This window comes from Nocardia pseudovaccinii, assembly GCF_050942345.1.
Classification (GTDB): Bacteria; Actinomycetota; Actinomycetes; order Mycobacteriales; family Mycobacteriaceae; genus Nocardia; species Nocardia pseudovaccinii.
Genome location: NZ_CP192074.1, coordinates 9,801,807 through 9,814,035 on the forward strand (window position 1 = coordinate 9,801,807; position 12,229 = coordinate 9,814,035).

Here is a 12,229-nt window from a genome sequence, read left to right on the forward strand (position 1 = left end):
CCGTCCGAACTGAACGAGGATTCCCACGAGGGGAAGTCGCGGCCTGTTGCGTTCCGCGAGCGCTCGTTCGTCCCCGACGAGCTCACCGATGTCGAACTGCTGCAAGCCCATGTGCGCGGTCAGCGGCATGCCTTCGCCGAGCTGCTGCGCCGCCATAACGACCACCTCTGGCAGACCGCCCTCCGCACCTCCTATACCCGCGAGGACGCGGCGGATTCGCTGCAGGACGCTCTGCTCTCGGCACACCGCACCGCCGCCACCTTCCGCGCCGAGGCCGAGGTGCGCAGCTGGCTGCACGCCATCGTGGTGAACGCCTGTCTGGACCGGATCCGGCGCAATAAGACCCGTCGCGCGGTGCCGCTGGCGCCGGAGACCATGCCGGAACCCAAGGGTGCCCGCGACGATATCGCCGAACTGGAAATGTCACTCGTCATCGACCGCGCGCTGTTCACGCTGCCGGAGGAGCAGCGGGCGGCGCTTGTCGCGGTGGAACTGGAAGGGCGTAGTGTCGCGGAAACAGCGGCGCTGCTCGGCGTGCCGGAGGGCACCATCAAGAGCCGATGCGCGCGCGGCCGACAGCGACTCCAAGAACGTTTGGATTTTCTGCGTGATCCGGGGAACCGGAAGTAGCCGAGATGCGTCATTAATAGTGACGGACAACCAGACGATGTACTGGCAGCGCCGCCCGCGACGTGCGGGCGGGTATCGACTCGAGAATCCGGAGGTGCGATGGCGACCCGATCCGATCCGCAGCCTCCGTTCTCACCCGAACTGCTCGCCGATCTACATGCCGACAATGTGGCGCCGGAGCTGAGCGAGCAGCTGTGGCCGATGGTTCGCAAGGATCCGGACGCCCTGCGGTTCCTCAACTCGCTCGACGATGTCAGCGCCGAATTGCGCGCACTCGGCCGGGACGAGCGCATCATCCACGCCATGCCCGCCGATATAGCGGCCCGGCTGGAGGAGTTCGTCGAGGGCCTCGATGAGGCGCACGAGCCCACCGAGCAGGTCGCAACCGTCCATCGGCTGCCCACGGCCACCACACGGCCGGAATCGTCGGTTGCCGAGTGGCCCGAATCCGGGGATGACGCAAAGCATTCCGGGCACGAGGCTGTCATCCCGCTGACGCGACGCGGCACACGCAGACTCCGCTGGGTCGCCGCCGCGGCCGCCGTGATCGCGGTGGTGGCCTGCGTGGCGGTCGCGGTGGACGCACTGCGCGGGCACGAGGTGGCCCCGAGCGCCCAACCGACCACCAGCAGCAATGTCCAACTCGGTGACGAACTCGACGCCACTGTCGCATTGAGCGCCCTCGGTCGCAATGACGTCACCGGCGCACTGGGCACCCCGACGGCCCTGAACCGCTGCGTCCACGCCAACGGCCTGGACCGCACCGTCCTCGGTTCGACCGACACCACCTTCCAGGGCAGAGACGCCGTGCTGATCCTGCTCACCGGCCCGCGTCCGCACAAGATTACCGCGCTGGTCGTCGGAATCGGTTGCGGCGCCGACGATCCGCAACAGTTGGCTCTCACCGACATCGGTTGACGAGTGGGCGACGTCACGTCGTGCGGTTGTCCCACATCACGTCGGGAACAACACCGTTTACCCTGTTGTTGACCGACACGTCTAACGAATCTCCCTCGGAAGGGTCACATGAGCAACGCAGTTCGCGACTTGATCATCGTCGGCTCCGGACCCGCCGGCTATACCGCCGCCGTCTACGCAGCCCGCGCCGAACTCCAGCCCCTGCTGTTCGAGGGCACCCAGTTCGGCGGCGCACTGATGACCACCACCGAGGTCGAAAACTTCCCCGGCTTCCGCGCTGGCATCATGGGCCCGGATCTGATGGAGGAGATGCGCGAACAGGCCAAGCGGTTCGGCGCCGATATCCGGACCGAGGATGTCGACGCCATCGATCTGAGCGGCCCGATCAAGACGGTCACCGTCGGCGATGAGACCTACCAGGCCTACGCCGTAATCCTCGCCATGGGCTCGGCCGCGCGCTATCTGAACGTCCCCGGTGAGCAGAAGCTGCTCGGCCGCGGTGTCAGCGCCTGCGCCACCTGCGACGGCTTCTTCTTCAAGGGCCAGGACATCGTCGTGGTCGGCGGTGGCGACTCCGCGATGGAGGAGGCGACCTTCCTCACCAAGTTCGCCAGCACCGTGACCATCGTGCACCGCCGCGAGGAGTTCCGGGCCTCGCGCATCATGCTGGAGCGCGCCAAGGCCAACGAGAAGATCAAGTTCGTGCTCAACGCCGAGGTCGCGGCGGTCAACGGCGATACCAGCGTGACCAGCCTGACACTGCGCGATACCCGTACCGGCGAGACCTCCGAACTGGCCGCGACCGGCCTGTTCGTGGCGATCGGACACGATCCGCGCAGCGAGCTGGTCAAGGATCAGGTGGAGCTGGACGACGAGGGCTACGTGCAGGTGCTGCATCCGTCGACCGCTACCGAGGTGCCCGGCGTCTTCGCCGCGGGCGATCTGGTCGACCACACCTATCGCCAGGCCATTACGGCCGCGGGCACCGGCTGCCGCGCCGCGATCGACGCCGAGCGCTGGCTGGCCGAACAGGGTGACATCACCTCGAACACCCTGGACCACGCCGGCAACTCAGTTGCCGTGCCCGCCAACTGATCTCATCACTTTTTGCACTACAAGGAGATACCCCATGTCCGAAAACACGGTCACCGTGACCGACGCGTCCTTCGCCGACGACGTGCTGCTCAGTGAGAAGCCGGTACTCGTCGACTTCTGGGCCGACTGGTGCGGCCCGTGCAAGATGGTCGCCCCGGTGTTGGAGGAGATCGCGGGCACGCACGCGGATAAGCTCACCGTGGCCAAGGTGGATGTGGATGCCAATCCGGGCGTCGCCCGCGATTATCAGATCCTCTCGCTGCCAACTATGATGCTGTTCTCCGGTGGCAAGCCGGTCAAGCAGATCGTCGGAGCGAAGGGCAAAGCCGCCCTGCTGCGTGAACTCGACGGCATCATCTGACGTATTCGTCAAAGAACGCCGTCAATCGACGACGCGCCGTAGGATGCCTGGACGCCGGGAATTGTCGTATTCCGGTCCGGGTCTGAGACAATCGACCGACCTCCGGTCGTGCGAGGGTGTGAGCCGTCGCATGAGTGGGTACCCGGGTTGACGGAAGGAAAGGGCTCTCACGCATGCACCGACTTCGTCACGGCGATACCGGTCCAGCCGTCGCCGAGGTTCGGAGCACCCTGGCAAGTCTCGGGTTTCTGCATACGCACTCCGCCGCAACAGATCACGCTGATGCGCGAGAGTACTGGATGGACACCGACGCTTCCTTCGATCGCCAGCTCGACTCGGCGGTTCGCGCCTTCCAACAGCACCGCGGACTGCTGGTCGACGGGGTCGTCGGACCGGCTACCTACCGCGCGCTCAAGGAAGCCTCCTATCGCCTCGGTGCCCGCACATTGATCTACCAGCTCTCGGCGCCGCTCTACGGCGACGATGTGGCAACCCTGCAGCGCCGGCTACAGGATCTCGGTTTCTACGTGCACCGCGTCGACGGCTACTTCGGCCCGCACACCCATGAGGCGCTCACCGCATTCCAGCGGGAGATCGGCTTGGCGGCGGACGGCATCTGCGGTCCGGATACGCTGCGCTCGCTGGAGCTGCTCGGCGCGCGTGTCACCGGCGGCAATCCGCATCGGATCGCCGAGGAAGAGGTGGTGCACCGCGCCGGGCCGCAATTGACCGGGAAGCGGATCGTCATAGATCCGGGTCTCGGCGGCCCGGACAAGGGCTTCGCGGTGCCGACCGAATACGGCGATGTCTACGAGTCGGAGATCCTCTGGGATCTGGCCAGCAGGCTGGAGGGCCGAATGGCCGCCACCGGCATGGAAACCTTCCTGTCGCGGCCGTGGGGCGCCAATCCGACCGACGCCGAGCGCGCGGACACCTCCAATGCCTTCGATGCCGATCTGATGATCTCGCTGCGCTGTGCGACCAATCCGAGCCCGTCCGCCAACGGTGTCGCAGGCTTCCACTTCGGAAATTCGCACGGTTCGGTATCGATGATCGGCCAGGTGCTCGCCGGCTTCATCCAGCGTGAAGTGGTCGCGCGAACCTCGTTGCAGGACTGCCGAACTCACGCGCGCACCTGGGATCTATTGCGGCTCACCAAGATGCCGACGGTGCAGGTCGATATCGGTTATCTCACAAACGAATACGATGCGTCGGTACTCACCAACCCGCGGATGCGCGATGTGATCGCCGAGGCCATCCTTATCTCGGTGAAGCGACTGTATCTGCTCGGCCAGGACGATCAGCCGACGGGCACATACACTTTCGCCGAATTGCTGGCAGAGGAATTGGCCGCAGCCGACCGGATGTAGTGAATTGCCTTCTGGCTCACTAGATTACGAACGACCAATACTTCCCATACGAGTGCGCCCCTGCCGACGGTCGGCAGGGGCGCACTGTTGTTGTATGCGTAATCTCAGGGTGCTCCGACGCGGAAGGGGACCGTCAGGGAGGCGGCGGCGAGCAGCTGATCGAGCGCGCGCTCCACATCTTCCTTCCAGCCGTGATCGGAGTCGAGTTCCAAGCGCAGCCGGGGGAAGCGGTGGTGCGGCGCGACCACTTCGAAACCGACGTCCTCCAGGAAGTCCGCCTCGATCATGCAGGTCTCCGGCGAACATCCGGTCGCCTTACCCGCCGAGGCCGCATCCCGGACCGGTGAACCGATCCGCTCCATCAACCGCATCGAGCCGAGCGAACGATCCGACATCGCAGTCGCCGGAGGATCGGTGCGAATGCCGAAGGCCTCCAATGCACGCACGCCACGACGCACCAGATCGGCCACCACGGCCGTCATGAGGCGCTGGGCTATGTCGGCATCCTGATACGGGAATTCGGCCCGCAGCGTGGTCAGCAGGACCGCATCCGGGCTGACCGGCGATGTGGGGAACAGGCCGGCACGCGGTACGGCGCTCGGCGGCGAGTACAGCGCACACCCCGCTATGTTGCCGTCGACGTTCGCGACCTGACCGCACGAACCCCACTCCAGCATGACCGTGGACAGCCAGGCCTCCTTCTCGAAGACCGGATCGCTGAACTCGCGGGAGGTCGCGGCCACGGCCGGATCGATCTCCCAGAACACGCAACGCCGCGCATGGGCGGGTAGCCTGTCGAGTCCACCCAAGGTTAGTGCTGTGACGCTGGTCGACACCGCTCTGCTCAGCCTCCAGCTATCCGATTCATCCACACTCACGCTGCATTCACTCGCCAGCAAGAATATGCGATCAAAGCGAACCCGCCTCATTCCACGTCGCTGTGCTGTTGGTAAGGAGCCCCTCCGTAGGCCGGTTTTCTGCGCCGTCACAGTGACGTTTCGACGCCGAACACGTGCCTACCGGAAACACACGGCTATTTTTGCCACTTCTGTCACTTGCCGAGCTGCTGCTGCTCCATCATGCCTACGATGCGTTCGAGGTCTTCGACCGAACCGAATTCGACAACGATCTTGCCCTTCCGCTTGCCGAGGCTCACGGTGACGCGAGTGTCGAAGGATTCCGACAGCCGCTCGGCCACATCCTGCAGACCCGGCATATGAATAGGCTTGCGCCGGGGGGCAGGGGGAGCGGCCGTATCCGGATCCCGGTTCGCCAGGGTGACGGCTTCCTCGGTGGCCCGGACCGACAATCCCTCGGCAACGATGCGGGCGGCGAGTACCTCTTGGGCGTCGGCGCCTGCCTCGAGGCCGAGCAGCGCCCGAGCGTGTCCGGCGGACAGTACGCCGGCCGCGACCCGGCGCTGCACCGGGATCGGCAGTTTCAACAGGCGAATCATATTCGTCACCACCGGTCGGGATCGACCGATTCGGGTCGCCAATTCCTCATGGGTGACATCGAATTCCTCGAGCAGCTGCTGATAGGCCGCCGCCTCTTCGAGCGGGTTCAGCTGCACCCGATGGATGTTCTCCAAGAGAGCGTCTCGCAGCATCGCATCGTCCGCCGTCTCGCGGACAATGGCCGGAATCGCCGCGAGTCCGGCCTCTTGGCAAGCGCGCCAACGACGCTCACCCATGACGATCTGATACTTGTCGACCCCGGGCTCCAGCCGACGCACCACGATGGGCTGCATCAGGCCGAATTCCTTGATGGAGTGCACGAGTTCGGCGAGCGCCTCTTCCTCGAAGACGTGGCGCGGCTGCTTGGGATTCGGTTCGATCTGCTCCGGCGGAATCTCGCGATAGGACGCGCCGCCATCCGACAGCTGCTCATCGCTGGGGTCGGGGACCCGGTGCAGGAAGGCGGAAGCCGGTTGCGGTCCGATCGGATCGACGCCGATGACGACATTGGCTGCGGCGCTACCGAGTCCGGGTGCGGCACCGAGTCCCGGTGTGGCCGCCGGCCCGGTCGGAATCAACGCGGCAAGTCCGCGGCCTAGCCCGCCCTTCTTCGCCTGAGTCATCGGCTACCGACCCTTTCCTCGTTCGTCATTGCGCGCGCTCGGCGGCACCCGGCCGGATCACCGACCGGGAGGCCATCTCGCGACCGGCGTCCAGATAACTCATCGCACCCCGGGAGCCTGGATCATAATCGAGCACCGTCATGCCGTAGCCCGGCGCCTCGGAGACCTTCACACTGCGGGGGATGACCGACTTCAGCACCACATCGCCGAAGTGCCCACGCACCTCCTCGGCGACCTGGTCGGCCAGCTTGGTCCGACCGTCGTACATCGTGAGAAGCACCGTCGACACGTGTAGTTCAGGATTCAGGTGCGCTTGCACCAGACCGATATTCCGGAGCAATTGCCCCACACCTTCCAGCGCGTAGTACTCGCACTGGATCGGGATGAGCACTTCCTTAGCAGCAACCATTGCGTTGACGGTGAGTAGACCGAGCGACGGCGGGCAGTCGATCATGACGTAATCGATGTCGTACCCGGCGATATTGGCCTCCTGAATGGCGGCCTTGAGCCGCCCCTCCCTGGCCACCATGGAGACCAATTCGATCTCGGCACCGGCCAGATCAATGGTCGCCGGGATGCACAGCAGACGCTCACTGTGCGGGCTCTGCTGAATCGCATCCATCACCGACACCTCGCCGATGAGGAGTTCGTAGCTCGACGGGACACCCGAGTGATGCTCGATGCCCAGAGCGGTGCTGGCATTGCCCTGGGGATCGAGGTCGATCACGAGAACCGTCATCCCGGTATGCGCCAGGGCGGCCGCGAGATTCACGGCGGTTGTCGTCTTACCGACGCCCCCCTTCTGATTGGCGATGGTGATGATCCGTTGCTCGTGCGGTTTCGGCACTGTCACCTTTCCTGGATGCAATATCTGGCTTGCACGTTGGGCTTCGGCCGCTATCGGGGTCTCACTGGGGGAGATGTGCCCGAACGGTGTGCTTCCGAATGCCTCCGCATCCAAGGTGCTGGAGTCCAGCATCCCCGGCACGCGCGACGTTGTTTCCCGTGAAACATTCGCCGGACCGCTCGACATAGACAGCTCCTAACGCGAGAACCTCAGATCACGTGCGCCCGACCGAATTCGGCGCCGTGTCATGACTAGCTGTGTCGGATCGAACTTGATGCTCAATCGGGACCGCGGCGCCCGATCGACGAGCGGAGCTCTCGCCGCTGCGACAAACCCACATCCCTCCGTGGCACCAACGCTCACGCCCGACGCTCACTAGCTTGCCAGCACTCAGCGCGATTAGAAAGCTGAATCGCGGCATCGCGCAAAGGACACGCGAATCTGCACCGAATCACATCGCCGCGAGCAAGATTGACGCATCTGATTCGCCGTTTCACATGAAACATGAACTCCCGGACCGACACCGAAGTTCTGTTTCACATGAAACATCGGATACGCCTCCGCGCAGCGGGCATCTCACGCCGGGCGCTCTCGTGTCCAATGAGCCTCGCGCAATGGGGATCATCGATTTCCCCATCCGGTGACACCGGATTCGAAACGTCACGTGAAGTTTCGGGTCGAAGTCGGCTGCGCCGCAGACACCTAGACGCCTTGTTTCACATGAAACATTGCCGCGAATCGAGAACCGCTACTTCGACTTCCGCGCCGACCGTCCGGCCCGACGCGAGGGGCGCTCGGAACGCGGCAGCCGCTCGGCGCTGATTACCAGAGTGGGGGTGGAGATGAGTCCAGCGCCGCATTCCACAACGGTCGCATTTCCCGCGCCCGCCTTCGCTAAAGCCTCACCGTCGCGCTCGAGTTCCTCGGCCGCGCTGACTCCCTTCAGTGCGAGCATCCGTCCGTGATCGCGCAACAGGGGCAGGGACCACTGCGCCAGCTTCGCCAGCGGGGCAACCGCGCGAGAGGTCACCACATCCGCGCCGCCCGCTTCTTTCATCACGCCCGACTGCTCGGCCCGACCGCGCACCACGGTCACATCGAGTCCGGCCGCCTCGATGAATTCACTCAGAAAGATGGTGCGACGCAACAGTGGTTCAACCAAGGTGATGCGGAGATCCGGGCGCGCGATCGCCAATGGGATTCCGGGTAGTCCGGCGCCGCTGCCGATATCGACCACGGTGGTGCCCTCCGCCATCAACTCACCGACCACCGCACAGTTGAGAATGTGTCGATCCCATAGCCTCGGTACCTCACGGGGACCAATCAGTCCGCGCTCGACACCGGCAGCGGCGAGGGCGGCACAGTACCGACGCGCGAGATCCAGCCGGTCTCCGAAAACCACCGCGGCCGCAGCCGGGGACTCCAGCTCATTCGGCAACGCGGTGATGCCACCGAGATCTCGTTCCACGTGAAACATCCTTCCGAACTCGAGTCGATCAGTGCGGCAACAGGGCCGGGGGAGGGGAGCGCATCCAAGACATAGAGAGGGCCTCCGGTCCGAAGACCGGAGGCCCTAATCCAATCACAGCGCCCGATTCAGGCAGGCACCACGACAACGTGCCGATTGGGCTCCACGCCCTCGCTCTCGCTGCTGACACCGTCGACAGCGGCGACGGCGTCGTGCACGATCTTCCGCTCGAACGGAGTCATCGGCGACAGCGGCTCCGGCTTACCGGATTCCAGCACCCGCTGCGCGGCCGCGGTGCCGAGTGCACTCAACTCCGAGCGACGCTTGGCGCGCCAGCCCGCCACATCGAGCATGAGCCGACTGCGCACCCCGGTGGCCTGCTGCACGGCCAGCCGGGTCAGCTCCTGCAGTGCGTCGAGCACCTCGCCGTTGCGGCCAACCAGCTTCGAGAGATCCCGGCCACCGTCGATACTCACGATGGCGCGGTCGCCCTCGACATCGAGATCGATATCGCCGTCGAAATCGAGCACATCGAGCAACTGCTCGAGGTAGTCGCCCGCGATTTCGCCCTCTTCGATGAGAGCTTCCTCGGCATCGTTCGCGGCCTCGGTGGATTCGGCCCCCGCTTCGGCTTCGCCGTTCACCATCGTCGTCGTCGCCACAGTGGCGTCCCCTCCGTCGGTTTCAACAGTCATTTGATTTCCTTCATCTGCTCATCGCGCGCGACCGGCGACCGGCGCCGATCGGAGAACGCGAACAGGGTTGCTCAGAGATCCCGCAGGCGCGCGATGTGTCAGCGCCGTCGCTTCTGGTTGGGTCGCCCACGGTTGCCCGGTCGCTTCTGCCCGCCCGAGCGCCGCTGTCCCGCCTTGGTCGAGGACTTCGCGGTGCCGTTCGTAGACGGCGGCGCGTCAACCGCATCCACGGCGGTATCGGCATCCGCATCGACGGACGTCGCGTCGGAAGGCGACTGCTTCTTCTTCACATTGACCGGTTTGGCACCAGGCTTCGGCGCGTTCTGTGCGCGCTGCTCCAGCTTCTGCTGCTTCTTGATTTCCTCTTCCTTCGCCATGCGGCCGAAGACGAGGTGCTGCTGTCCGTAGGTCCAGATGTTATTGGACACCCAGTAGAGCAGGATGGCGATCGGCAGGAAGGGGCCACCGACCAGCACGCCGAGCGGGAACACCCACAGCGCGAGCTTGTTCATCATGGCCGACTGCGGGTTGGCCGCGGCCTCCGGACTCTGCCGGGCAACCGAGGCGCGCGCGTTGAAATGGGTCGCCAGACCGGCGATCACCATCAGCGGGATCGAGACCAGCGCGATGCTCAGCTTGGTCGGCACGCCACCGTAATCGGCGAAGGCCTGCAACTGGCTCGGCGGGCTGGTGATGTAGGCCGAGATGGGGGCGCCGAAGATACGGGCGCTGAGGAAGGACTGGACGTCGGTGGCGCTGAAGACATAGTTCGGCGTATGCGCATTGTCGTAGGCCGACATACTGAGCTGACCGATGCCGGTGCCGGTGCGGTTGAACGAGCGCAGCACATGGAACAGCCCGAGGAAGACCGGCACCTGCGCCAGGATCGGCAGGCAGCCCATCAACGGGTTGAAGCCGTGATCCTTCTGCAGCTTCTGCATCTCGGTCGCCATCTTCTGGCGATCGTTCTTGTACTTCTTCTGCAACTCCTTGATCTGGGGCTGCAGCTCCTGCATCTGCTTGGTGGTGCGCACCTGCTTGACGAACGGCTTGTAGAGCACCAAGCGCAACGTGAACACCAGGAACACCACGGCCAGCGCCCAGGTGAGTCCGTTGTCCGCGCCGAACGCGAACCCGAAGACCCGATGCCAGAACCAGAGGATCCAGGACACCGGATAATAAATGAAGTCGAGCACGGCTCTATGCACTCCCGTCGTTCGTATCGCTGATCACCGCGCGCGGTGATCCTTTACAAGCGTGTGGCGCCGACTCCTGCTGGTCGGCGGCTGACTCGTTCCGTTCGCGTGTTTTTCGCTCCGGAACGGGATCCCACCCACCAGGGTGCCAGGGTGCACATTTCGCCAATCGCACGACCGTCAATCCGAGGCCGACAAACAGGCCACGGGTGCGTAACGCGGTCACCGCGTACTCGCTACAGGTCGGGGTGAAACGGCACACCGGCAGGCGCATGGGGGAGACATACGTCCGGTAGAGCTCGATCAGGAAGATCACCGTGTTCGCGGGTAGCCGAGCAACGGTGGAACGCGCACTCATCCCGCACCGGCCACGGTAGCCGATGGGCGGACGATATCGAGCTTGCGCAGCGCGCCACGCAGCTGGCGGAGCAACTCCGTCGCGTCGGCGGTGGCGGCGCCGGGCAATGCGCGGATCACGATGTCGGTATCAGCGGGCAGCTCGGCGATCACCTGGCCGCACATATGACGCAGGCGGCGGGCGACGCGGTGACGAATCACCGCGTTGCCCACCGCCTTGCTGACAATCAATCCGAACCGCGGACCGCCCACGCGGACCAACGATCCGGCCTCAGCCGCATCGCTTCGTCGTCCACTCGCGCCCATAGTTCCGTCATACCCGTGCACGAGCGCGTGTACGACCAGATCTCGCCTCCCGATTCGCTGGCCGCGGCGCACCGTCCGGGAGAAGTCGGCACGATGATGCAACCGATACGGCTCAGGCAACACCCGAGCGTCCGAGAGCGAGGATCAGGCAGTGAGGGACTTGCGGCCCTTGCCGCGTCGCGCGGAAACGATGGCGCGACCAGCGCGGGTGCGCATCCGGAGACGGAAGCCGTGGACCCGCGCCCGACGACGGTTGTTCGGCTGGAACGTCCGCTTGCCCTTGGCCACGGTCAACACTCCTCGAGTAGGTGGGCGCCGTCCGGCGCCCAAAGCTTGTCGGTGATACGTCTTTGCGCGATGAATCGCGAGGTGGTCATCATCGATGCGCGTCGGTCCTGGCGCACGAGGTCGATACGACCTGACACGGTCAGCACAGGACCGCCACCGCACCAAGGGGTGACTGTACGAGGGTACTGATCGGCAAAGTGCGGGTCAAACTCGGCCCACCGGTCCTGCGGCCTGCATGGGGACGCTGCACCGGAGTCACGCATCCTGGGTATAACCGTGAGTTCGTCCACACCCCTAGCCGTCGACCGGCGCACCGGCTAAGTTACGTAGCCAGAAGATTGCTGCAGAACCGCAGGTCCAGGCCGTATAGCGGCGGAGCACAACCTCGTTTCACATTTCCCCAGGGTTCTCCACATCTGTGGATAATTGTGTGGAAAGACCCCTGGAGTGGCATATTCGTAGGGCCGACGGTGCCACGCCGCCGCCCGGATGGGGGACCCGGGCAGCGTCCGAACCGGTTACGGACGTACGCGGAATCACAACATCGGCTCAGTCACGCCGATACTCCGCAGGCTCCGACCGTCTGCTCCTATCGCCTACTTCCGGGGAGGAAACTGC

Annotated in this window: 14 protein-coding genes; 5 read left to right on the forward strand and 9 right to left on the reverse strand. The window is 64.7% G+C overall.

Features of this window, described 5'->3' with window-relative positions; genetic code table 11:
* Nucleotides 1-96 precede the first annotated feature (96 nt).
* The 5 genes from sigM (at nt 97) to ACQPZ2_RS43970 (ending at nt 4,374) form a co-directional block, all read left to right on the forward strand.
* Nucleotides 97-630: an RNA polymerase sigma factor SigM gene (gene sigM / locus ACQPZ2_RS43950; RefSeq protein ID WP_433527698.1), complete on the forward strand. Its 534-nt coding sequence runs from the start codon at nt 97-99 to the stop codon at nt 628-630.
* Nucleotides 631-729: 99 nt separating this feature from the next.
* On the forward strand, nt 730-1,548 hold the full coding sequence (locus ACQPZ2_RS43955) for a hypothetical protein (RefSeq protein ID WP_433523705.1): 819 nt from the start codon (nt 730-732) through the stop codon (nt 1,546-1,548).
* Between the two features lie 108 nt (nt 1,549-1,656).
* Nucleotides 1,657-2,643: a thioredoxin-disulfide reductase gene (gene trxB, locus ACQPZ2_RS43960; RefSeq protein ID WP_433523706.1), complete on the forward strand. Its 987-nt coding sequence runs from the start codon at nt 1,657-1,659 to the stop codon at nt 2,641-2,643.
* Between the two features lie 34 nt (nt 2,644-2,677).
* Nucleotides 2,678-3,004 (forward strand): thioredoxin, encoded by a 327-nt coding sequence (trxA, locus tag ACQPZ2_RS43965; protein ID WP_062981517.1) that lies wholly within the window; start codon nt 2,678-2,680, stop codon nt 3,002-3,004.
* Nucleotides 3,005-3,177: 173 nt separating this feature from the next.
* Entirely contained in the window at nt 3,178-4,374 is a 1,197-nt protein-coding gene (locus ACQPZ2_RS43970) for an N-acetylmuramoyl-L-alanine amidase (protein ID WP_063042437.1), read from the forward strand.
* 104 nt (nt 4,375-4,478) lie between these two features.
* Here the strand turns inward: ACQPZ2_RS43970 and ACQPZ2_RS43975 are convergent, their stop codons facing one another.
* From ACQPZ2_RS43975 to rpmH, 9 genes are all read right to left on the reverse strand, one after another.
* Nucleotides 4,479-5,210 carry a GNAT family N-acetyltransferase gene (locus ACQPZ2_RS43975; RefSeq protein WP_433523707.1) on the reverse strand — a complete coding sequence of 244 codons (732 nt, stop codon included), beginning with the start codon at nt 5,208-5,210 and terminating at the stop codon, nt 4,479-4,481.
* Between the two features lie 215 nt (nt 5,211-5,425).
* Nucleotides 5,426-6,454: a ParB/RepB/Spo0J family partition protein gene (locus ACQPZ2_RS43980; RefSeq protein ID WP_433523708.1), complete on the reverse strand. Its 1,029-nt coding sequence runs from the start codon at nt 6,452-6,454 to the stop codon at nt 5,426-5,428.
* Between the two features lie 25 nt (nt 6,455-6,479).
* Entirely contained in the window at nt 6,480-7,433 is a 954-nt protein-coding gene (locus ACQPZ2_RS43985; RefSeq protein ID WP_245720979.1) for a ParA family protein, read from the reverse strand.
* A 616-nt stretch (nt 7,434-8,049) separates the two neighbouring features.
* Nucleotides 8,050-8,778: a 16S rRNA (guanine(527)-N(7))-methyltransferase RsmG gene (rsmG, locus tag ACQPZ2_RS43990; RefSeq protein WP_433523709.1), complete on the reverse strand. Its 729-nt coding sequence runs from the start codon at nt 8,776-8,778 to the stop codon at nt 8,050-8,052.
* A gap of 119 nt (nt 8,779-8,897) precedes the next feature.
* Nucleotides 8,898-9,416, reverse strand: a complete 519-nt coding sequence (locus ACQPZ2_RS43995) for a protein jag (RefSeq protein ID WP_063042427.1) — start codon at nt 9,414-9,416, stop codon at nt 8,898-8,900.
* 146 nt (nt 9,417-9,562) lie between these two features.
* On the reverse strand, nt 9,563-10,660 hold the full coding sequence (yidC, locus tag ACQPZ2_RS44000; RefSeq protein WP_433523710.1) for a membrane protein insertase YidC: 1,098 nt from the start codon (nt 10,658-10,660) through the stop codon (nt 9,563-9,565).
* A gap of 4 nt (nt 10,661-10,664) precedes the next feature.
* Nucleotides 10,665-11,018, reverse strand: a complete 354-nt coding sequence (gene yidD / locus ACQPZ2_RS44005) for a membrane protein insertion efficiency factor YidD (protein ID WP_433523711.1) — start codon at nt 11,016-11,018, stop codon at nt 10,665-10,667.
* On the reverse strand, nt 11,015-11,446 hold the full coding sequence (rnpA, locus tag ACQPZ2_RS44010; RefSeq protein WP_063042421.1) for a ribonuclease P protein component: 432 nt from the start codon (nt 11,444-11,446) through the stop codon (nt 11,015-11,017). The genes yidD and rnpA overlap by 4 nt, the downstream gene beginning before the upstream one ends.
* A gap of 21 nt (nt 11,447-11,467) precedes the next feature.
* A complete protein-coding gene (rpmH, locus tag ACQPZ2_RS44015; RefSeq protein WP_083898281.1) occupies nt 11,468-11,611 on the reverse strand; it encodes a 50S ribosomal protein L34 in 144 nt (47 codons plus the stop codon).
* Between the last annotated feature and the right edge of the window lie 618 nt (nt 11,612-12,229).